This window comes from Mycobacterium sp. IDUB_3, assembly GCF_055419585.1.
On sequence record NZ_JBVAXZ010000001.1, the window covers coordinates 2,185,028 to 2,207,128 of the forward strand.

Below are 22,101 nucleotides of genomic sequence, written 5' to 3' on the forward strand. Positions count from 1 at the left end.
TTAGTCGGGCACGTAATCGAAAGTGTCGGGGTTGGGGCCGTTGCGTCCCGACTCACCCTTGTTCAGCCCGGAGATCGCTTCCATGTCGGAGTCGTCCAGCTCGAAGTCGAACAGCTCGAAATTTTCTTTGACCCGTTCCGGCGTCACCGATTTCGGGAAGACGATGTCGCCCCGCTGAATGTGCCAGCGCAACACCACCTGCGCGGCGGTTTTACCGCGGCCCTCGGCGACGCGGTTGATCACCGGATCGTCGAGCACCTTGCCCTGCGCGATGGGCGCCCACGCCTCGGTGGCGATGCCGTGCTCGCGCCCATAGGCCCGGACTTCGTCGTTGCCAAAGTAGGGATGCACCTCGACCTGGTTGACCGACGGGACGGTGTCGGTCTCGTCGGCGAGCCGATCCAAGTGTGCGACTTGGAAATTCGACACACCGATGCTGCGGGCGCGGCCGTCACGCTTGAACTCCTCGAAGACCTTCCACGTCGAGACGAAGTCGCCGTCATAAAGGGTGGGCAGCGGCCAGTGGATGAGGAACAGATCGACGTAGTCGGAATCCAGCTTCTTCAGCGTCTCGTCGAATGCGCGGCGCGCATCGTCGGGCTGGTGAAAGCCGTTGTTGAGTTTGCTTGTGACGAAGACATCGCCGCGGTCCAGACCCGCCTCGCGAATGCCTTGTGCGACTTCCTTCTCGTTGCCGTACATCTCGGCCGTGTCGATGTGGCGGTATCCGATCTCGAGCGCCTTCTTCACCGCCGCCGCGGTCTCGTCGGGCTTGATCTGGAACACCCCGAAACCCAGCTGCGGAATGCTGCCGCCGTCATTGAGTTCGATCGTTGGAACCTGGCTCATACGTCTCCTCCTTCTCCAAGTGCCTGTACCCCGTCCAGAGCACACCTATCCCCTGACCGGCGCTGCCGATGCGGCGTTTAGCGACGGCGAGACCGCAGGTAGTCGCCGACCACGGCCGCTCCCAATCCGTCGAGATCGGGTACCACGACCCGTCCCTCGACGCGCCGGGCGACCTGGTCGATGAACCGGGCCAGGCCCGGGTCGCTGCCCAGCCGGAAGATGGTGATCTGGGCGCCCAGCCGCGCCATCTCGTCGAAGCCGCGCACGGTGTGGGCGATGGTCCGCGGATGCGGCGGGTAGTCGAAGAACACGGTCGTGCCGTCGCCGTCGAAGTCCTCCAGGTGCGCGGTCGGCTCACCGTCGGTCACCACCAGCACCACGGGCTGCGCGTTGGGATGCCGGCGCAGATGGCGTCCGGCCAGCGCGAGCGCGTGATGCAGGTTGGTGCCCTGCTCATAGACACCCTCGAGGCCGGTGAGCTCGGCGGCGGTAACCGTCCGCGCGTATCGGCCAAAAGCGATGATCTGCAAGGCATCCGAGCGAAATCGCGTGCACACCAGGTGGTTGAGCGCCAGCGCCGTCTGCTTCATGGGCAGCCAGCGATTCTCCATCACCATGGAGAACGAGGTATCGACCAGTAACGCGATCGCGGCCTGCGTGCGTGTCTCGGTCTCGGAGACTTCGACGTCGTCGACGGTGATCTTCAACCGGCCGTCCTGGCCGTCCAGGGTGGCGGTTCCCGATTGTCGCAGGACGGCATTGGTCAACGTGCGGGAGATGTTCCACGGCTCGGTGTCGCCGAATTGCCAGGGCCGGGTGGCGCCGGTGAGTTCACCGGCCGCTCCCGCGCGCCGATGGTCGCGCTCACCGCGGCGACCGGAAAGTTGTTGTGCCACATCGCGTAATGCCGTCTCGCCGAGTCGGCGCATGGCCTTCGGCGAGAGCCGCCACTGACCGTCGGAGCCGCGATCCAGGAAGCCCTGATTGACCAGCGCGCGTTCCAATTCGGCGAGCGTGCGGGCGTCGACGGCGGCCTCGTCACCGAGCTGGCGTGCCAGCGCGTCCAGGTCGACGTCGTCCATGGTGGCGCCCGGATAGCTCTGCGAGAGTTGCTCGGCCAGTTGCTCCAGCTCGGCGATGTCGGAAAGCGCCTGGGTGCCCTCCCCCATCCCGAACGGGTTGTCACCGGAGAACTGCTCGGACCCGCTCCAGTCCTCCCCCGGCCGTGCCGCCTGCAGGTGCGCATCGAGGCGGTTCAGCGCCTGCATCAGCGATGGCGAGCCAAAAGCCTGTTGCGCCAAGGCATCCAGCTCCGCCCGCTGCTCGGCGCTGAGGCTGTTACGGAAACGCTGCGCGGCGGCGGCGCGCTTGGCCAGGGAGTCCAGCAACTCGTCGACGTTCTGCGGGTTCTCCGGGAAGAACTCGCCGTGCTTGTCCATGAAGTCTTCGAAGTCTTGCTGGGTGTCCTCGCCGCGGGCGTGCTTGTCCAGCAGGTCGTTGAGGTCGTTGACCATGTCGTTGACCCGCTGGCGATCCTCGTCGGTGGCGCCTTCCAGCGCCTGCTTCATGCCCGCGAAGCGTTGGTCGAGCATCTCGCGACCGAGCAGATCCTTGATCTGGTCGTACTTTTGGCGCGCCTCGCCGCTGCGCCAGTTGTAGTCGGAGAGCTCCTGGACGGCCTTGGCCGGCGACGACGGCAGCGCGTCCAGCTGCAGTTCGCCGAACCGGGCGTCGTCGTCGAGTGCGCGGGCCAGCTCCTTGCGTTCGGCCAGCACGGCCTCATCGAGAAGTTTCTTGATCTCCTGCAGGGTGCCGTCTAAGTTATTGCGCCGCAACAAATCCCGTCGTCTCCGGTTGGCCTCGGCGGCCAGCCGGTCGGCGCCGGGCGTGTTCTTGGTGCCGCGGCGCAGCAGCTCGGACAGCGCACGGCGCGGCGACGTGCCGGCCATCACATCCTGGCCGATCTGTTCGAGCGCCTCGCGCAGATCCACCGGCGGGGCCAGCGGGTCGGGCCCGCCGGTATACGCCGAGTAGCGCGAGGAATGCCCTTTAGCCATAGACGGTTTGACCCTCCCCGGATACCTTGTCGATGCGCTTGGCCAGATACAGGGCCTCGAGCGCCAGTTCCAGCGCCGCGGCGCGTTCGCCTTCAGACTGCGCCCCGACCTTGGCAGCGATCTTGTCCACCACGGGCAGGCTGGGGACCGCGGCCAGCACGTCCTTGGCCGACACTCGCTCGCCCGTCGTCACCGCCGAACCGCCCTCGACCGCGCTCACCAGCGACCCGACGTCGATGCCGCCCAGCACCCGCGACGCGGTGTCCGCGGTCGCCCGGCGCAGCAGGTGTTCGAGGACGGCCTGTTCGCGGCCTTCCTCGCCGGACTCGAATTCCAGCTTGCCGCGCAGGACGTCGATCACCGTGCCCAGGTCGACCACCCGGGCCACCGGATCCGTCTCCCCCAGCACCGCGCCGCGATGCCGCGCGGCGGCGGCGACGGTCTCGGCGGCGGCAATGGCGAACCGTGCCGACACCCCGGAACGTTGATCGACGGAGTTGGACTCCCGCAGATACCGCGCGAACCGGGCGATGACCTGCATCAGGTAATCGGGAACCTGAGCCGACAGGTGCGCTTCCTGCGCGATCACTCCGACTTCGGCGTCAAGCTCCAGCGGATAGTGGGTCCGGATCTCCGCGCCGAAACGGTCTTTGAGCGGGGTGATGATGCGGCCCCTGTTGGTGTAATCCTCGGGGTTGGCGCTGGCGACCACCAACACGTCCAGCGGGAGACGCAGGGTATAACCGCGGACCTGGATGTCGCGCTCCTCCATCACGTTGAGCATCGACACCTGGATGCGCTCGGCGAGATCGGGCAGTTCGTTGACCGCGACGATGCCGCGGTGCGCGCGCGGGATCAGGCCGTAGGCGATGGTCTCCGGGTCTCCCAGGCTGCGGCCCTCGGCGACCTTGATCGGGTCGACGTCGCCGACCAGGTCGGCGACGCTGGTGTCCGGAGTAGCGAGCTTTTCGGTGTAGCGCTCGCTGCGGTGCTTCCATTCGATCGGCAGATCGTCGCCCAGGGTGGCGGCCTTGCGGATCGACTCCGGCGTGATCGGAGAGAAGGGGTGCTCACCCAATTCGGCCCCGGCGATCACCGGCGTCCACTCATCGAGCAATCCGGTCAGCGCGCGCAGCAGCCGGGTCTTGCCCTGGCCGCGTTCACCGAGCAGCACGAAGTCGTGGCCCGCGATCAGCGCCCGCTCCAGTTGGGGCAAGACGGTGTCGTCGAATCCCAGAATTCCCGGCCAGATGTCATCTCCCTCGGCCAGTGCGGTAAGCAGATTTTCGCGGATTTCCTGCTTGACTCCCCGTTCACGATGACCGGCGGCACGCAGTTCGCCGACTGTGCGGGGCAGGTTGCTCGGTGACGTCACCACTACACGCTACGACGCGCGCTCAGACGAGTCATGCCAAGGGCGTTCACTACACGCTTATTGACACCCGCGTCGGCGCACCCCGTGGCTAGTGCGCGAAGTGACGCGCCCCGGTGAGATAGAGCGAAATGCCGGCGTTGGCGGCCGCCGCGGTCACCTCGTCGTCGCGCACCGATCCGCCGGGGTGCACGATCGCCTTCACCCCGGCGCCGGTCAGCGTCTCGAGTCCGTCGGGGAACGGGAAGAACGCATCCGAGGCCGCGACCGCGCCGCGCACCCGGTCGCCGCCGCGTTCGACCGCCAGCCGCGCGGCGTCGACCCGGTTCACCTGACCCATGCCGACGCCGATGGTGGCGCCGCCGGCGGCGATCACGATCGCGTTCGATTTCACGGCTCGACAGACGCGCCAGGCGAATACCAGGTCGGCCAGCGTCGCCGGGTCGGCGGGTGAGCCGGTGGCCAGGGTCCAGTTCACCGGGTTGTCGCCGTGCGCGTCGAGCTCGTCACGCTGCTGTACCAACAGGCCGCCACTGATCGGCCGCAGCTCGGTGCCACCGGTCAGCGGCTCCGAACCCACCAGCACCCGGATGTTCTTCTTGCGGGTCAGCACCTCCAGGGCGGCCGGCTCGTAGGCGGGCGCGACGATGACCTCGGTGAAGATGGTGCTGACGTACTCGGCCATTTCCAGGCTGACTTCGGTGTTGGACGCAATGACCCCGCCGAAGGCGCTCAGCGGGTCGCACTCGTGTGCCTTGCGGTGTGCGTCCGCGACCGATGCCGACGAGATGGCGATGCCACATGGGTTGGCGTGCTTGATGATTGCCACGCAGGTCTGCTCGTGGTCGAAGGCGGCCCGCCAGGCCGCATCCGCATCGGTGAAGTTGTTGTAGGACATCTCTTTTCCGTGCAACTGCTCGGCCTGCGCCAGTCCCGGCCAGGCGCCCGGGTCGCTGTACAGCGCCGCCTGCTGGTGCGGGTTCTCGCCGTAGCGCAGCATCGCCGAGCGGCGCCAGCTGCGGCCCAGCCACTTCGGGAAGGTCGTCGGCGGGTGCTCGGGAGCCAGCGCCGACTCCATCCAGCTGGCGACGGCGATGTCGTACTCGGCGGTGTGCTGAAAAGCAAGCGACGCCAGCTTTTTGCGCTCGGCGAGGGTAAAGCCGCCTTCGCGCACCGCGGCGAGCACTCCGTCGTAGCCCTGCGGGTCGGTGACCACCGCCACGCTGGGGTGGTTTTTGGCAGCGGCCCGCACCATCGACGGGCCGCCGATGTCGATCTGCTCGACGCATTCGTCGATGCTCGCCCCGGAGTCGACGGTCTCGGTGAAGGGGTACAGGTTCACGACGACGAGCTCGAATCCCGCAATCCCGAGTTCCTCGAGCGCGGCGGCGTGCTCGGGCTTGCGAAGGTCCGCCAGCAGGCCCGCATGCACGCGCGGGTGCAATGTCTTGACGCGGCCGTCGAGGACTTCGGGAAAACCGGTCAGCTCTTCGACCCGGGTCACCGGAATGCCTTTGTCGGCAATGACCTTCGCGGTGGACCCGGTCGAGACGATCTCGACGCCCGCCCCCGCCAGGCCCTGGGCGAGGTCGAACAGCCCGGTCTTGTCGTACACGCTGATCAAGGCGCGCCGGATCGGCCGTTTGGCGTCTTCGCGCCAGTCGTCGGTGCTCATCGGTTCGTCGCCTTTCGTCCGATCGTCGCTGTTCTCCCGACCAGGGTCAGGCCGCCGGTTGCGATCGCGGCCACCACGTCCACCAGGAGCTTGCGTTCGGTGACCTTGATGCGTTCGTGCAGAGTCTCTTCGGTGTCGCCGTCGAGCACCGGAACGGATTCCTGCGCCAGAATCGGCCCGGTGTCCGTCCCGGCGTCCACCAGGTGCACCGTACAACCTGTGACCTTCACACCGTAGGCCAACGCGTCGGCCACCCCGTGCGCGCCCGGGAACGCCGGCAGCAGCGCCGGATGGGTGTTGATGACGCGGCCGTTGAACCGCGAAAGGAACTGTGGCCCAAGAATTTTCATGAAACCGGCGGAGACCACCAGGTCGGGTGAGTGCGCGGCGGTGGCCTCGGTGATGGCCGCGTCCCAGGCGTCGCGGTCCGGGTGATCGCCGAGCCGGACGGTGAACGCGGGCACGGACGCGGCCGCGGCGATCTCGGTGGCCAGGCAGTCGCGGTCGGCGCCGACGGCGACCACCCGCGCCGGATAGTCCGCGACCGCTGAGGTCAGCAGTGAATTCAGCAGCGACCCGGTGCCCGACGCCAGTACCACTATCCGTGCCGGTGCGTTCGGGGGCACATGGAGCGGTTCGACCACATCGGCGAGCCTACTGGCGACGTCATCGCCCTGACGATCAGGCTGGCCACAGGGGAATTGCCCGCCTCTGAGCGACTATCACCTGGCGGCGCACCGCACTCGCCGCGGTTGTCGTTACGAGGCGGGCGAAGGCCTAATCCCCAGAATCTCGCTCGGACGCGCCCAGCCCCGGTTCGGCGGGGGGCGGCGCGTCGTCACCGGCCGGCGCGTGTTGTTCGGTGGCATCGTCAGGGGCGACCACATCGCCGGGAGGCACGTCGTCCGCATCGCAAGGAGGCAGATCACCCGAGTCGGCCGAATCCGCTGGGATCGCGTCGTCTCGCTCCGCGTCCTCGGGCACCAGGTCGTCGTCGAAAACGCCCACGAAGTCCGCGGGTTCCTCGACAGCCGCGGCGGCCGCGGGCCTGGGCTTGATCCGGCGGGGCCGACGCATGATCCCGCCGGTCATCGCCACGGTGATCCCGCCGACGACCGCGAACCAGAAGAAGACGCCGACGAGCAACGCGCCCTGGTCCACGCCGACGTGGCCGAAGTTGCCCAGCTGGCCGCTGCCGGCATAAGCAAGCAACGACATCACCAGCGCGCCGCCGACCGCGGCGACCAGCAGCTTGGCCGCGGCCGCGAGCGGCGGCAGCGCACGCCGGGCGCATTGCTGGCCGACCGCCACGCCGGACGAGGCGCCGATGATCAACAGCGCCACCCAGACCGGACCCAACGGCGGTCTGGGGACCGCGGCCAGCACCGGCAGGGCCGGGATATCGCCACCGAACACGGTGAATGAACTGAAGGTCGCGAACCCGATATGCGCGCTGGACCCGACGGCCATCGCCGCGGTGCCCGCAATCACGTTGGGCGCGTAAAGCATTGACAGCAGCGTCAGGCTGAACTCGCCGAAGATCGAATCGGTGATGCCGTAGAGCTCCTGCATGGTCGACCAGTGCACGACCAGCGACCCGGCCGCCACCAGGCCGGACAGCCCCAGCAATGCCAGCAGGCCGGCGGATGCGGCGCGCACGGAGTCGCCGAGCCAAAACGGCAGCGACGCCGCCGCCAGCGCGCGCGGCCCCACCCGGGACCACACCCCGATGCCGGCGCCGGCGGCATGCACCACGAGCACGCTGAGGAACGCGCGCAGCGCGCTGGGTGTTTGCAGCTCGGTGATCACCGAGGACGCGTCGTGGATGACGGCCAGGGCGATCGCCGCCATCAGCAGCGGGCCGCCCAGCGCCGAGGCGACGACCCAGCGGACAACCAGCCACGACGAATGGGGCGTGGTGGCGCGCGCCGTACTGCGGGCGGTCGCCCAGATCATCAGGAGGACCGGCAGCAGCGGCATCACACCGAGTTCGCGGCCGGCGATCGAGACCGGGACCTGGTGCACGCCCAGCCACATGCTGGCGATGGCGCCCAGCGCGCCGGTCATGTCGCTGTTGGCGATCAACAACTGGATCAGCGTGATCGCGGCGATGATGACCAACGCCACCACCGTCGGCGCGAACGCGACCCTGACTAAGTCACGCGCCTGGCGAGCGCCCGCTGCCCGGTTGTCCTCCACCCGTGTCACTCTGGGGCACGTCCCCGACTAGGCGCGACAGCGCACGGTTAGGAGGGCGCTGGCCCAGACGGTGACGACGGCGATTGCTGCTCCTGGCCGTAGTGCTGGCCCCCACCCTGCTCGGAGAAGTTCGTCGTCGCCGAACCGGCATCCGATCCGCCGACGTTCGGCGGCGGGCTGAAGCTGGGGAAGCCGGTGGGGGGTGTGGACGGACCCTGCTGCTGCGCGGACGGCTGGGCACCCGACTGCGGCGACGGCTGAGCACCGAAACCGCCGGTCGGAACGCCGCTTTGGGTGGGCGCCGCGCTCGGCGAATAGCCGCCGTACTGCGACCCGTATCCCTGGGGCGACTGCTGCTGGCCCCCGTGCTGCTGGCCGCCCGCCTGCTGACCGTAGTAGGGCTGCTGACCGTACTGGCCATATTGCCCGTACTGGTTGTACTGAGCGTAGGGGTCGTACTTGGGCCGCGGCGCCGGCGCGGTGATCACCCCGGCGTCCAGCAGGACCACCACAACCGCGGCGATCGCCTGCAGCACGACGGCCGCCACCAGCGGCCACATCGCCCAGCCGATCGCGAAACCGGCGGGCAGGTTGATCGTCTCGGTGATGGCCAGCAACGCAGCCAGAACCGCGATCACCGCGACGATTCCCGGGTAGTTCTTGGTCTTCGGCAGCAGGCCGAGGCCGGCGAGCAGCGCGGCCAGCACGGCGACCACCACCGCGGTGCCCGCGTCGCCGGCGCGTCCACCGATGCCCGGGCCGAGGTCGGCGCCGATGGTGAAGGTGGGACCGAAGTTCAGCAGGTACGCCGCCAGACCCAGCACAACCACCGCGATGTTCAGGTAGAACGGCAGCTTGCTCGTTCCGTGGTCGTCCTTGGCGAAGGACGGTGTGGCGCCCGCATAGCTGCCGCCGGGTTGCGCCGATGGATAGCCCGGGCTTCCGGGAGAGTAGGTCATGGCTCCTCCTGTTGCTTCCAGTGCCTTGAACTGCCTAGCGGTCGCCACGATTGCAGTGCAACGCTGTGCTTCCAGGCGCCTCGCTGGGTTAGCGACGCGGTCGATCACCCACGCTAGCGCACGTGCGGCAACCCGTGCCGCCGCCACTGGCTTGGACGGCGCGGCCCACGCCCGCGGTGCCACCAGCCCCTCGCGAGACGGTCCGTGTCACAACAGCTTGCTCAGCAGAGGTAGAACACGTTCTAATTCTCTGCATGGATTACGGGCTTGTGCTTTTTACCAGCGATCGTGGCATCTCCCCGGCGAAGGCCGCGAAGCTCGCCGACGACCACGGCTTTGCGACCTTCTACGTGCCAGAACACACTCACATCCCGGTGAAGCGCGAGGCGGCTCACCCCACCACGGGGGACGAATCGCTGCCCGACGATCGCTACATGCGGACACTAGACCCATGGGTAAGTCTGGGTGCTGCGTGCGCGGTCACCTCGCGGGTGCGGCTGTCCACCGCGGTCGCCCTGCCGGTCGAGCACGACCCGATCACCCTGGCGAAAAGTATTGCCACCCTTGACCACCTGTCGGGCGGACGGGTCAGCCTGGGCGTCGGGTTCGGCTGGAACACCGACGAACTCGCCGACCACAACGTGCCGCCGGGCCGGCGCCGCACGATGCTGCGCGAATATCTCGAGGCGATGCGGGCGCTGTGGACCGAAGAGGAAGCCCAATACGACGGCGAATTCGTGAAGTTCGGTCCCAGCTGGGCCTGGCCCAAGCCGGTGCAATCACACATCCCGGTGCTGGTGGGCGCCGCGGGCACCGAGAAGAACTTCAAGTGGATCGCCCGCAGCGCCGACGGCTGGATCACCACTCCGCGCGACTTCGACATCGACGAACCGGTGAAGCTGCTGCAGGACACCTGGGCGGCCGCGGGCCGTGACGGCGCCCCGCAGATCGTGGCGCTGGACTTCAAGCCGGTGCCCGAGAAGCTCGCGAAGTGGGCCGAGCTGGGGGTGACCGAGGTGCTGTTCGGGCTGCCGGACAAGTCCGAGGACGAGGTCGCCGCCTACGTCGAGCGGCTGGCCGGCAAACTCGCCGCCCTGGTCTGACGCTCAGGCCAGCGTGGCCCGATTGTCCTTCTCGGTCGGCCGGACCACGATCGAGGCCCCGAGCGGCTCGCCGTCACTGAGCAGGCCGACCAGATCGGGGTCCTCGCTCAGGGCCAGGAAGCGGCTGCCGTCGTCGTCGAGCCGACCGATAATGAGGCCAGTGTGCACCGGCCAGTCGTACCGCACGGTGTAGGTCTCGATGGTCGCCGGACCATCGGCCTTGATGCTCACCGCCATCTTGGGGCGGGCGGCGACCTCGGCGCGCAGCGCGGCGCTGTTGTCGGGCTTCCAGTTCGCCGGCGTTGTCGAGTACACCCCGACGGAGTACTTGCTCATGATCCCGCCGTTGGCGGCGACCAGGCCGAATTGCCCTGGCAGGTCCCGCATTTCGCTGACCGTTTCGGCGATGCCGTGCAGTGAGTAGTTGTTGCCCGGTCCGCCGAAGTACGGCAGACCGCCGGTGAGGGTCAGCCCGCGAGGATCGTCGGCGGCCAGACCCATCCCGTCGCAGAAGTTGAACACCGGCACCGGGAAGCAGCTGTAGAGGTCGAAGGTCGAGACGTCGTCGATGCCGACGCCGGCCCCGGCGAGAGCTTCCCGGACCGCCAGCACCGAGGCCGAATTGTGCGTCAGGTCGAGGCGGTCCAGCAGCGGCTGGTCCACCATGTCGGCGTGGCCGTGCAGGAACACCCAGCGCTCCTGGGGCACGCCGAGCCTGCGGGCGGCGCCCACCGACATCAGCAGCGCAGCCGCACCCTGGTTGACCTGGTCGCGGGCCACCAACAGTCGCGGGTACGGATCGCAGATCATCCGGTTGGACGCGGTGACGGTGATGAGCTCGTCGACGCTGCGTTCCACCGGAGAGGACGCGAACGGGTTCTTGGCCGCCACTTTGCTGAACGGGGCGAACAGCTCGCCCATCCGGCGCCGGTAGTCGGCGACGCTCAAGCCCAGCCGGGCGCGGCGCGCGTTCTCCAGCAGCCCGTACTGGGCGGGCGCTCCGATCAGGCCGTGGGCGACGGTGTAGTCGTCGAACAGACCGTCGTAGCCCAAGCCTCGGTCCTCGAGGGAACCCTCGACCGTCTCGGAGTGGTCCGGCTTATCCCGGTCGGCGAAATACCGGATGCTGGAAGTGTTTTCGGAGCCGAAGATCATCACGACCTCGGCCTCACCCGAGGCGATGACGCCGGCGAACTCGGTGACCAGATGCTGGGGGCCCTGGCCGCCGATGGGTTCGAGAATCGCGCGGGCCGGTGCGGCGCCGATGCGCGTGGCCACCGACCGCGGGTAGTTGTTGGACTTGCCCATCGGCGCCGGTGTGCGCCCGGAGAGCTCGAATTGCCGAGTGGCGGCGACGGTGTCGATGGCCGCGGCGACGGCGGTGGCGTCGGCACCGGAGTCATGCAGTGCGGCCTGCGCCGCGGCCGTCGCCAGTTCCACCGACGACATTCCGCGGTAGTCGGAGTCCTCGATGCGTTCGGTGAACTGCCCCACCCCGACGATGACGGGGGTGTTCGGGTCGAGATTCATAGACCCACTATCTACCGAGGGCCGGGCCCCGCCAAATCCGGGGCCCGCGCAGCGCCAGTGTCCGACCTGGCTACAGGCTCTGCAGGATCTCCCGGGCCAGCGCCGCGGTCTCCGACGGGGTCTTGCCGACCTTGACGCCGGCCGCCTCCAGGGCCTCCTTCTTGGCGGCCGCGGTGCCCGACGAGCCGGACACGATGGCGCCCGCGTGGCCCATCGTCTTGCCCTCCGGCGCGGTGAATCCGGCGACGTAGCCGACGACCGGCTTGGACACGTTGGCCTTGATGTAGTCGGCCGCACGCTCCTCGGCGTCACCGCCGATCTCACCGATCATCACGATGACCTTGGTGTCGGGGTCCTTCTCGAAGGCCTCGATGGCGTCGATGTGGGTGGTGCCGATCACCGGGTCACCACCGATGCCGATCGAGGTGGAGAAGCCGAAATCGCGCAGCTCGTACATCATCTGGTAGGTCAGCGTGCCCGACTTCGAGACCAGGCCGACCGGGCCTGGTCCGCTGATGTTCGCCGGGGTGATGCCGGCCAGCGCCTCGCCCGGGGTGATGATGCCGGGGCAGTTCGGCCCGATGATGCGGGTCTTCTGCCCCTTGTCCACGTTGTAGGCCCACGCATAGGCGCTGTCCTGCACCGGAATTCCCTCGGTGATGACGACAAGCAGCGGGATCTCTGCGTCGATGGCCTCGATGATCGCGTCCTTGGCGAACTTGGGCGGCACGAAGACGACCGACACGTTGGCGCCGGTTTCCTTCATCGCCTCGGCGACCGTGCCGAAGACCGGCAGCTCGACGTCCTTGCCCACGGGGTCCACGTGCGACACCGTGGTGCCGGCCTTGCGGGCGTTCACGCCACCCACCACCTGGGTGCCGGCCTTCATCATGAGCGCGGTGTGCTTGGTGCCCTCTCCACCCGTGATGCCCTGGACGATTACCTTGGAGTCTTTGTTCAGGAAGATCGACATCTCTTGTGTCCCTTACTTGTTCGCCAGCTCGGCGGCTTTGTCGGCACCGGCGTCCATCGTCTCGGCCTGGATCACCAGCGGGTGGTTGGCTTGGGCCAGGATGCGCCGGCCCTCGTCGACGTTGTTGCCGTCGAGCCGGACCACGAGCGGCTTGTTGGCCTCGTCGCCGAGCATGTTCAGCGCGGTCACGATGCCGTTGGCGACGGCGTCGCACGAGGTGATGCCGCCGAACACGTTCACGAACACGCTCTTGACCTGCTTGTCGTTCAGAATGACGTCCAGGCCCGCGGCCATCACCTCGGCCGACGCGCCGCCGCCGATGTCGAGGAAGTTGGCCGGCTTGACCCCGCCGTGCTTCTCGCCCGCGTACGCGACTACGTCGAGGGTCGACATCACCAGGCCCGCACCATTACCGATGATGCCGACCGAGCCGTCCAGCTTGACGTAGTTGAGGTCGTGCTCCTTGGCCTTGAGCTCCAGCGGGTCGGTGGCGTCGCGGTCCTCGAACTCGGCGTGCCCGGGCTGACGGAAGTCGGCGTTGGCGTCCAGCGTGACCTTGCCGTCCAGCGCCAGGATCTGGTCCTGCGGGTCGCGCACCAACGGGTTGACCTCGACCAGGGTGGCGTCCTCGGCGACGAAGACCTCCCACAGCTTGTTGATGGTGATCGCGGCGGCGTCGAGCACCTCGGCGGGCAGGTGGCCTTGCTCCGCGATGGAACGCGCGGTCGCCAGGTCGACACCCTTGACGGCGTCCACCGGAACCTTGGCCAGCCGCTCGGGCTTGGTGGCGGCCACCTCTTCGATCTCCATGCCGCCCTCGACCGAGCACATGGCCAGGTAGGTGCGGTTGGCGCGGTCGAGCAGGAAGGAGATGTAGTACTCCTCGGCGATGTCGCTGGCCTCGGCGACCAGCAGCTTCTTCACGACGTGTCCCTTGATGTCGAGACCGAGGATGTTCTTGGCGTGCTCGTAGGCGTCGTCGGGCGTGGCCGCGTACTTGACGCCACCCGCCTTGCCGCGTCCGCCGACCTTCACCTGCGCCTTAACCATCACCGGACGACCGATCTCGCTGGCGATCTCGCGAGCGCCCTCGGCGGTGTCGGTCACGCGTCCCGGCGTAGTCGGTACGTTGTGCTTGGCGAACAATTCTTTTGCTTGATACTCGAAAAGGTCCATGGACTCTCTGTCTTCGCTCGACTCAACTACTAGGCCTCTTGGTGGGCAGTGCCGCACTCGGCGACTCGCACGGACGAACTGTATCCACCCCTCAAACGGCTTTGACCACCGCGTCCGCCGATGTGGCACAGCTCACCGGCTATGGGTTGACCGCCCGCGTGATCCAAATCACAATTCCGCCTGGATTTTCCAACTAGGTTGCCAGCCCCGCGCGTTAGCGGATACCTTCCTAGGGTCCAGATAACGTTATGGTCACGATACGAGGACATTTCAGGTTGTCCCAGCACCGTTTTGCCCGGCCTTCTGCAACTGAAGGCGTCGTGAGGGTAGGTCGCGCGGCAGGCGCCCGGTGGGCCGACGCACCGCACCGCACCGAGGTCACGGAGATACTCCCGCTCGACGGGTTTGATTTCGACGACTTCGAGTTCAGCGACGACGCCGGTGATCTCGGCGATTTGGACTTCAGCAACGACTCACCATTCGACAACGAAGCGCAGGTGCTGCTGGCGCCCGAGCTCGACGACCTCAACGAGGCCGACGACGTGCGCCCGGCATGGCTGGCCGCGCCCGTCACCGAGGTGCTGCCGCGGGTGATCGTCGAGCCGCGCACCGAGCGACGTCTCGAACGCTCGCACAGCACCGACGTCGTCGGCGTCGCACGCCGCGGCGGCCAGCACCGCAAGCAAGCGACCAGTGCGGCCCGGGGACGCCTGCTGATCTCGGCGATGGCCGCCGGCGCCGCCGCCGCGGCCGCCCACACGGCCACCAGCCACGCCGACACCCCCAAGACCGACGCGGTGCTGACCGCCAACGCGTCCGCACTCAACGGCGGCGCGGGCAGCAGCACCGTCCGCGGTCCGCAGGTGATCGCCGCCGCGCCGGCAGCCACCGCCGCGCTGCACAATCAGGAGCTCGCCAAGGGCGTCGCCTTCGCCAACGATCGCGCTCAGCGCGAGGCGCGGTTATCGCAACCGCTCTACGTGATGCCGACTAAGGGCATCTTCACCTCCAACTTCGGCTACCGCTGGGGTGTGCTGCACGCCGGTATCGACCTGGCCAACTCGATCGGGACACCGATCTACGCGGTGTCCGACGGCGTCGTCATCGACGCCGGCCCGGCCAGCGGCTACGGCATGCTGGTCAAGCTGCGTCACGCCGACGGCACGGTCACGCTCTACGGCCACGTGAACACCACACTGGTCAGCGTCGGCGAGCGGGTGATGGCCGGCGACCAGATCGCCACCATGGGCAACCGCGGCAATTCCACCGGCCCGCACCTGCATTTCGAGGTGCTGCAAGGCGGCAGCGAACGGATCGACCCCGTGCCGTGGCTCGCTAAGCGGGGTCTTATGGTCGGCAATTACGCTGGTTGAGGTGACCGCGCCAAACGAAGAAACTTCCGGTCCGCGTCCGCCCGAGCTCACGCCCGAGCAAGATTCGCCCTCCGAGTCACGGACACGGATCATCCGGCGCGCGCCGACCGGGCCCATTCCGATCACACCGGACAGCCCGACCACCCACTTCGCCCCGCAATCGGCGCCCGCCCGGGCCGGTTCTCGTGCGGGTCGCACCGGTTATGCCGGAGTGCCGGCGCTTGAGCCCACCGATCGGACGGCCGTCGCCGCGTGTGCGGTGAGCATCGTCAGCGGCTGGGCCACCTCGGTGGTGGCCACCGACCTGATCGCCGGTTGGTGGCGAACCGACCGCCTGTTCTGCATCGCGGTCGCCTTTCTGGCCCTGGTATTCGCGGGTACCACGGTGTCGGGCGTGATCCTGTTACTGAAGCGCCGATCGATCAGCCGCTACCTTCTGATGGCCGGCGCACTGGTCGCCTTCCTTACTTACATCGGCGTGTTCATCGCCGGCGCCCGCGTCGCATGGGTGGTCCACCTGTTGCCGATATTGCCGATCACCACGGTCGTGCTGGTGCTGCTGCCGCAGACCAAACGCTGGCTGGACGCCTGACCTTCCCCGAACGAAACCGGCTAGAGCTTGCTGATCGGGGCGTGGTTGTGCATCAGCTTCACCCGCCCGGCACTGCCGAAGTCGATCAGCGACATCGCCGATTCGCCGACGCCGGACACCTCCTCGACCCGGCCCAGCCCGTACTTGTCGTGCGTCACCCGGTCGCCGGCCGCGAGCACCAGTAGCGGCCGCTTGCTCATCCCCGAGCGGGTCGGGGCCGCCCGCGGTGTGCCGAACCGGCCGGCGCCGCTCACCGGCGCGCTGAACGACGGGGCCGGCGCCGTGCGCCGCCATTCGATGAGCTCCTGCGGAATCTCTTGCAGGAAGCGCGATTCCGGGTTGAGCATGGGCTGTCCCCAGGACGACCGGACGATTGCCCTGCTCACGTAGAGCCGTTGCCGCGCCCGAGTGATCCCGACGTAGGCCAGCCGTCGCTCCTCGGACAGTTCGACCGGATCGTCCAGCGACCGCATGTGGGGGAACATTCCGTCCTCCCAGCCGGTCACGAACACCACCGGAAACTCCAGACCCTTGGCGGTGTGCAGCGTCATCAGCGTGACCATGCCGGCGCCGTCCTCGGGGATCTCGTCGCTGTCCGAGACCAGCGAGACCCGCTCCAAGAACTCCGCCAGCACACCGGTGTCCGGCACGTCTTCGTCTTCGGGGGTCTGCAGCGACTCGCCCAGCGCCGCGGCATTGGCCCGGTCGGTGCTGAATTCGTGTGCCACGCTGACGAGTTCGTTGAGGTTGTCCAACCGGGCGAGCTCTTGGGGATCGGTGGAGGATTCGAGTTCGCGACGATATCCGGTGCGTTCGAGGACCGACTCGACCAGGTCTCCGAGATCGTCGTCCAGTCGGCCACGCAACTCGTCGAGCAGCTCGACGAAACCGGCGATCGCCTTCTCCGCACGCGAATTCAGCATCGGCACTTTGCCTTCGGCCGCGGCCACGAGCGCGTCGGCGAAGCTGGCGCCGGTGTTCTCGGCGTACACCGCCACGCACGCCTCGGCGCGATCGCCGATGCCCCGGCGCGGGGTGTTCAGGATGCGCCGCATGCTGACCGCATCCCCCGGGTTGTCCAGCACCCGCAGATAGGCGACGATGTCGCGAATTTCCTTGCGCTCGTAAAAGCGCACTCCCCCAACGACTTTATAGGGTATTCCGGCGCGGATGAACACCTCTTCGAACGACCGCGAGGAGTTGTTGGTGCGGTAGAAGACGGCGACGTCGTTGTAGGTGATCTCGCCCTTCTCGGCGAGCGCGTCGATCTCCTCGGCGACGAAGCGGGCCTCGTCGTGCTCGTTGTCGGCGACGTACCCGACGATCAGCTCACCGGCACCCTCCGCGGTCCACAGCCGCTTGTCGCGGCGTCCGGAGTTGCGGGCGATCACCGAGTTGGCCGCGGACAGGATGTTCTGCGTCGAGCGGTAATTCTGTTCCAGCAGAATGGTTGTCGCGTCGGGGTAGTCGCGCTCGAAGTCCTCGATGTTGCGGATCGTGGCGCCCCGGAACGCATAGATCGACTGGTCGGCGTCGCCGACGACGCACAGTTCCGCGGGGGGCACCTCGTCGGACACCTCGGCACCGTCGGGCTTATTCGGCGGTCCCAGCTTCGTCCCGCCTCCGCCGTGGCCAGCCAGTTCGCGCACCAGCACGTACTGCGCGTGGTTGGTGTCCTGGTACTCGTCGACGAGGACGTGCCGGAACCGCCGCCGGTAGTGCTGGGCGATCTGCGGGAAGGCCCGCAGCACCGCCACGGTTTCCCCGATCAGGTCGTCGAAGTCCAGCGCGTTCGCCGCGCGCAGCCGCCGCTGGTATTCGCCGTAGACACTGACCACCGTGCGGGACAACTCGTCGGAGTCGTCGGTCAGGTTGACCACCGCCTGCGCGGGGTCGATCAGCTCGTTCTTCAGGTTGGAGACGGCGTTGGCCAGCAGCCGGGGCGAGTAGCGCTTGATGTCGAGCCCCATGTCGCGCCCGATCATCTGCAGCAGCCGCCGTGAGTCGTCGGCGTCGTAGATGGAGAAGTTGGAGTTGAGGCCCTCGATCAGGGACGCCTGATTGCGCAGGATGCGCACGCAGGTCGAGTGGAAGGTGGACACCCACATGGCCCGTGCCCGGTTGCCCACCAGCCGCACCACCCGTTCGCGCATCTCGGCGGCGGCCTTGTTGGTGAAGGTGATGGCCAGCACCTGGCCGACCCCCACCCCGCGTTCCGCGATCAGGTAGGCGATGCGCCGGGTCAACACCGCGGTCTTCCCCGAACCCGCACCCGCGACGATCAGCAGGGGGGAACCCTCATGCACCACCGCTTGGCGCTGTTGCGGATTGAGGCCCTCGAGCAGTTGATCTGCTTCGGAGGCCGGCTTGGTATCTGTTGCGTGCACACTCATGTCAGTCCAAACTTACCGCCGCCCACTGACGCACAGCGCCCTGGCATCTGACCAGGCTAGTGGCCCGGGCGGCCGGGGCGGCGTCACGCGGGCTACCGAGAATTCGGCGTGTCGGAATGCAATTTCGACCACCGGATTTCGTCCTGCGGAGTAATTGCACCCGAGTTCAAAAAGCGCAGCTTAAGTACGTTTTTTTTGCGCGTTTACCACTTTTAGTGGCACACTCGATTCGTGCTCAACGTGCAGCCTCGGCGACGCTCCTCGATCCAGGAGTGGCGCCGCCGATTTCCCTGCGGGTACCGGTTCGCGGTGCCCGTGGCCTAACTGCTTCCGCAGAGCCCCGTGGTCCGCTTCCGGCACTCGGGGCTCGTCGTTTGTGAGGCCCGATACTGCATGAGACCAGAACCCCCACATCACGACGAAGACGCGGAGTCAGCAGAGATGGACATCGACACGGTGCAGACCCAAGAGGTCACCGACATAGACGAGTTGCGACACGAAATCGACCGGTTGGACGCCGCGATTCTGGCAGCGGTACAGCGGCGCACCGAGGTGTCGCAGGCGATCGGCAAGGCCCGGATGGCGTCCGGCGGCACGCGGCTTGTCCATAGCCGCGAAATGAAGGTCATCGAGCGCTACAGCGAGCTCGGCCCCGAGGGCAAGGACCTGGCGATACTGCTGCTGCGGTTGGGCAGGGGCCGGCTCGGTCACTGACCTCGGCGGTTCATCCTTCGGGCGCAGAGCTCGCCGCTACACCTGGCTCCGTCCCGCCACAGCCCATAGGGTCGAAGCATGACCTCCGTGCACACCCTCCCCGACATCACCGCCACCCCGGCGTGGGACGCCCTGCGCAGGCATCATGAACAAATCGGCGACACCCATCTGCGGCAGTTCTTCGACGACGATCCCGATCGCGGCCGCGAGCTGACCGTCTCCGTCGGCGACCTCTACATCGACTACAGCAAGCACCGCATCACGCGAGAAACGCTGCGGCTCTTGGTTGATCTGGCGCGCACGGCCAACCTCGAAGAGCGCCGCGACCAGATGTTCGCCGGCGTGCACATCAACACCTCGGAGGATCGCGCGGTCCTGCACACCGCGCTGCGACTGCCCCGGGACGCCGAGCTGGTGGTCGACGGCCAAAACGTCGTCCAAGACGTGCACGAGGTGCTCGATGCCATGGGCGACTTCACCGACCGGTTGCGCAGCGGTGAATGGACGGGGGCCAGCGGGAAACGTATCAGCACGGTGGTCAACATCGGCATCGGTGGCTCGGACCTCGGCCCGGTGATGGTCTACCAGGCGCTGCGCCACTACGCGGACGCGGGGATCTCGGCGCGGTTCGTCTCCAACGTCGACCCGGCGGATCTGATCGCCACCCTGGCCGACTTGGACCCGGCCACAACACTTTTCATCGTCGCGTCGAAGACGTTCTCGACACTGGAAACCCTGACCAACGCCACGGCCGCGCGCCGCTGGATCACCGATGCCCTCGGCGACGCCGCGGTGTCGCAGCACTTCGTCGCCGTCTCGACCAACAAACGTATGGTCGACGACTTCGGCATCAACACCGACAACATGTTCGGTTTCTGGGATTGGGTCGGCGGCCGCTACTCGGTGGACTCGGCGATCGGACTGTCGGTGATGGCCGTCATCGGCCGAGAAGCCTTCGCGGACTTCCTTTCCGGCTTCCACATCGTCGACCGGCATTTCAAGACCTCCCCGCTGGAATCCAATGCGCCTGTGCTGCTTGGGCTTATCGGCCTGTGGTACTCGAACTTCATGGGCGCGCAATCGCGTGCCGTGCTGCCGTACTCCAACGACCTGGCACGCTTCGCGGCCTACCTGCAACAGCTGACCATGGAGTCCAACGGCAAGTCGACCCGCGCGGACGGCAGCCCGGTCACCACGGACACCGGTGAAATCTTTTGGGGCGAACCGGGAACCAACGGGCAGCACGCCTTCTACCAGTTGTTGCATCAGGGCACCCGGTTGGTGCCCGCCGACTTCATCGGCTTCAGCCAGCCCATCGACGACCTGCCCACCGCCGAGGGCGACGGCAGCATGCACGACTTGTTGATGAGCAACTTCTTCGCCCAGACCCAGGTGCTGGCCTTCGGCAAGACCGCCGAAGAGATCGCCGCCGAAGGCACGCCCGCGGACATCGTGCCGCACAAGGTGATGCCCGGTAACCGGCCGTCGACCTCGATCCTGGCCAACCGGCTCACCCCGTCGGTCATGGGCCAGCTGATCGCGCTGTACGAGCATCAGGTCTTCACCGAGGGCGTGATCTGGGGAATCGACTCGTTCGACCAATGGGGTGTGGAGCTGGGTAAAACCCAGGCCAAGGCGCTGCTTCCGGTGATCACCGCGGATGGTTCGCCGGCGCCGCAGTCGGACAGCTCCACCGACGCCCTGGTGCGCCGCTATCGCAGCGAACGCGGGCGAACCAGCTGACTCAGGCGAACATCTTGGTCAGCTGAGGCGGCAGCACCCGCATCAACTGAACCAGCGGGGCCCACGGCCACCACGGCACCGCGGCGCGGCCGGTCTCCCGTTCCATGGCGGCGATTAGGGCGTTGACGCCAGTTTCGTTGTCCACCATCAACATTGTGCTGTTGGACTTGGCCGTCATCTCCGACTCGATATAGCCGGGTTCGATGACCGAAACCTTGACGGGGCCCTTGGCGTATTCGGCGCGCAGCGATTCACCCAGTGAGCTCACCCCGGCCTTGCTCGCGGCGTAGGCCGCCTTGACGCCGGGCACGCCCTTGTTGCCGAGCACCGACGAGATCAGTACCAGGTGGCCCGCACCGTTCTTGTTGAACATCTCCAGCGCGGTCTCGATCTGCACCAGCGCCGAGACCAGGTTGGTCTCGAGGGTTGCCTTGTTGGCCCACAGCTTGCCGGAGCCCAGTTTCGCGCCCTTGCCGATGCCGGCGTTGACGACGATGCGGTCGATGCCGCCCAGCTCGTCGCCGAGTTCGGCGAACACCTTGGGGACGGCCTCGTGGTCGTTGACGTCCAGCGCGGCGACCGCGATCTTGATGCCCGGATACTTCTGCGAGAGCTCGGCTTTCAGCTCATCGAGCCGGTCGGTGCGACGCGCGCACAGGGCGAGGTCGCGGCCCTTGGCGGCGAAGGCGCGCGCCATGCCGGCGCCCAGGCCCGAGCTGGCACCGGTGATGAGGATCTTCTGGCGAGTCATCGGGGCAGCATATCGACAGGTGTCAAGTCCGGAGTCGGGCGACTACTTCAGCAAACGCGACATGCGCCGGTCGGCCAGGATCTTGCCACCGGTCTGACACGTCGGGCAGTACTGGAAAGACTTGTCCGCGAACGACACTTCGCGCACGGTGTCCCCGCATACCGGGCAGGGCAGCCCGGTGCGGGCGTGCACCCGCAATCCGGAGCGCTTCTCGCCTTTGAGCGTGGCCGCCCCCTGCCCGACCGACCGGCTCACCGCGTCGGTGAGCACCGAGACCATCGCGTCGTGCAGCGTGGCGATCTGCGCGTCGGACAGCTTGCCAGCGGTGGCGAACGGCGAAAAGCGCGCGACGTGCAGGATCTCGTCGCTGTAGGCGTTGCCGATCCCGGCGATCACCTTCTGGTCGGTGATGACCGTCTTGATCCGGCCGGTGTTGCCGGCCAACACATTGGCCAGCGCGTCGAGGTCCAGGTCCAGCGCATCCGGGCCGAGCGAGGCGATCCCGGGGACCAGGGCCGGGTCGTCGACCAGCCACACCGCCAGCCGCTTCTGGGTGCCGGCCTCGGTGAGGTCGAAGCCGGGCGCCTCACCGGGGGTGCCCAGGTGCACCCGCAGCGCGATCGGGCCCTTGCCGGGGCGCAG

18 protein-coding genes are annotated in these 22,101 nt (G+C 67.4%); 5 read left to right on the top strand and 13 right to left on the bottom strand.

Annotated elements, in window-relative coordinates:
• The 7 genes from ACZYVJ_RS09580 to ACZYVJ_RS09610 all read right to left on the bottom strand — a co-directional run bounded on the left by ACZYVJ_RS09580 (position 1) and on the right by ACZYVJ_RS09610 (position 9,111).
• Positions 1-849 carry an aldo/keto reductase gene (locus ACZYVJ_RS09580; RefSeq protein WP_463830786.1) on the bottom strand — a complete coding sequence of 283 codons (849 nt, stop codon included), beginning with the start codon at positions 847-849 and terminating at the stop codon, positions 1-3.
• Positions 850-926: 77 nt separating this feature from the next.
• The gene (locus ACZYVJ_RS09585; RefSeq protein ID WP_463830787.1) at positions 927-2,906 is read right to left on the bottom strand and encodes a vWA domain-containing protein; all 1,980 of its coding nucleotides are present in this window, start codon (positions 2,904-2,906) and stop codon (positions 927-929) included.
• Positions 2,899-4,284 (bottom strand): sigma 54-interacting transcriptional regulator, encoded by a 1,386-nt coding sequence (locus ACZYVJ_RS09590; protein WP_463830789.1) that lies wholly within the window; start codon positions 4,282-4,284, stop codon positions 2,899-2,901. Before ACZYVJ_RS09590 ends, ACZYVJ_RS09585 begins: the two co-directional genes overlap by 8 nt.
• A gap of 85 nt (positions 4,285-4,369) precedes the next feature.
• Positions 4,370-5,953, bottom strand: coding sequence for a bifunctional phosphoribosylaminoimidazolecarboxamide formyltransferase/IMP cyclohydrolase (gene purH, locus ACZYVJ_RS09595; protein ID WP_463830790.1), 1,584 nt, complete (start codon positions 5,951-5,953; stop codon positions 4,370-4,372).
• Entirely contained in the window at positions 5,950-6,597 is a 648-nt protein-coding gene (purN, locus tag ACZYVJ_RS09600; protein ID WP_463830791.1) for a phosphoribosylglycinamide formyltransferase, read from the bottom strand. Before purN ends, purH begins: the two co-directional genes overlap by 4 nt.
• A gap of 133 nt (positions 6,598-6,730) precedes the next feature.
• Positions 6,731-8,152 (bottom strand): cell division protein PerM, encoded by a 1,422-nt coding sequence (locus tag ACZYVJ_RS09605; protein WP_463830792.1) that lies wholly within the window; start codon positions 8,150-8,152, stop codon positions 6,731-6,733.
• Between the two features lie 47 nt (positions 8,153-8,199).
• On the bottom strand, positions 8,200-9,111 hold the full coding sequence (locus tag ACZYVJ_RS09610) for a DUF5336 domain-containing protein (protein WP_463830793.1): 912 nt from the start codon (positions 9,109-9,111) through the stop codon (positions 8,200-8,202).
• A 254-nt stretch (positions 9,112-9,365) separates the two neighbouring features.
• Here ACZYVJ_RS09610 and ACZYVJ_RS09615 point away from each other — a divergent pair, with 254 nt between their 5' ends.
• Positions 9,366-10,214: an LLM class F420-dependent oxidoreductase gene (locus ACZYVJ_RS09615; protein ID WP_463830794.1), complete on the top strand. Its 849-nt coding sequence runs from the start codon at positions 9,366-9,368 to the stop codon at positions 10,212-10,214.
• Between the two features lie 3 nt (positions 10,215-10,217).
• On the opposite strand, the gene ACZYVJ_RS09620 is transcribed toward ACZYVJ_RS09615, so the two are convergent.
• The 3 genes from ACZYVJ_RS09620 to sucC all read right to left on the bottom strand — a co-directional run bounded on the left by ACZYVJ_RS09620 (position 10,218) and on the right by sucC (position 13,893).
• Positions 10,218-11,744 carry an acetyl-CoA acetyltransferase gene (locus ACZYVJ_RS09620; protein ID WP_463830795.1) on the bottom strand — a complete coding sequence of 509 codons (1,527 nt, stop codon included), beginning with the start codon at positions 11,742-11,744 and terminating at the stop codon, positions 10,218-10,220.
• Between the two features lie 70 nt (positions 11,745-11,814).
• Entirely contained in the window at positions 11,815-12,717 is a 903-nt protein-coding gene (gene sucD, locus ACZYVJ_RS09625; RefSeq protein WP_083018032.1) for a succinate--CoA ligase subunit alpha, read from the bottom strand.
• 12 nt (positions 12,718-12,729) lie between these two features.
• Positions 12,730-13,893 (bottom strand): ADP-forming succinate--CoA ligase subunit beta, encoded by a 1,164-nt coding sequence (sucC, locus tag ACZYVJ_RS09630; RefSeq protein ID WP_463830796.1) that lies wholly within the window; start codon positions 13,891-13,893, stop codon positions 12,730-12,732.
• A gap of 320 nt (positions 13,894-14,213) precedes the next feature.
• Between sucC and ACZYVJ_RS09635 the strand changes: the two genes are divergently transcribed.
• Together ACZYVJ_RS09635 and ACZYVJ_RS09640 are read left to right on the top strand one after the other, a co-directional pair.
• Positions 14,214-15,266, top strand: a complete 1,053-nt coding sequence (locus ACZYVJ_RS09635; protein ID WP_463830797.1) for a M23 family metallopeptidase — start codon at positions 14,214-14,216, stop codon at positions 15,264-15,266.
• Position 15,267: 1 nt separating this feature from the next.
• A complete protein-coding gene (locus ACZYVJ_RS09640; RefSeq protein WP_463830798.1) occupies positions 15,268-15,858 on the top strand; it encodes a hypothetical protein in 591 nt (196 codons plus the stop codon).
• A 20-nt stretch (positions 15,859-15,878) separates the two neighbouring features.
• Here the strand turns inward: ACZYVJ_RS09640 and pcrA are convergent, their stop codons facing one another.
• Positions 15,879-18,251, bottom strand: coding sequence for a DNA helicase PcrA (pcrA, locus tag ACZYVJ_RS09645; RefSeq protein WP_463830799.1), 2,373 nt, complete (start codon positions 18,249-18,251; stop codon positions 15,879-15,881).
• A 393-nt stretch (positions 18,252-18,644) separates the two neighbouring features.
• Here pcrA and ACZYVJ_RS09650 point away from each other — a divergent pair, with 393 nt between their 5' ends.
• Entirely contained in the window at positions 18,645-18,965 is a 321-nt protein-coding gene (locus tag ACZYVJ_RS09650; protein WP_463830800.1) for a chorismate mutase, read from the top strand.
• Between the two features lie 78 nt (positions 18,966-19,043).
• Positions 19,044-20,708: a glucose-6-phosphate isomerase gene (gene pgi, locus ACZYVJ_RS09655; RefSeq protein WP_463830801.1), complete on the top strand. Its 1,665-nt coding sequence runs from the start codon at positions 19,044-19,046 to the stop codon at positions 20,706-20,708.
• A 1-nt stretch (position 20,709) separates the two neighbouring features.
• Here the strand turns inward: pgi and ACZYVJ_RS09660 are convergent, their stop codons facing one another.
• Together ACZYVJ_RS09660 and ACZYVJ_RS09665 are read right to left on the bottom strand one after the other, a co-directional pair.
• Positions 20,710-21,459 (bottom strand): SDR family oxidoreductase, encoded by a 750-nt coding sequence (locus ACZYVJ_RS09660; protein WP_463830802.1) that lies wholly within the window; start codon positions 21,457-21,459, stop codon positions 20,710-20,712.
• Positions 21,460-21,501: 42 nt separating this feature from the next.
• On the bottom strand, positions 21,502-21,972 hold the full coding sequence (locus tag ACZYVJ_RS09665) for a zinc finger domain-containing protein (RefSeq protein ID WP_463832927.1): 471 nt from the start codon (positions 21,970-21,972) through the stop codon (positions 21,502-21,504).
• Positions 21,973-22,101: the final 129 nt, after the last annotated feature.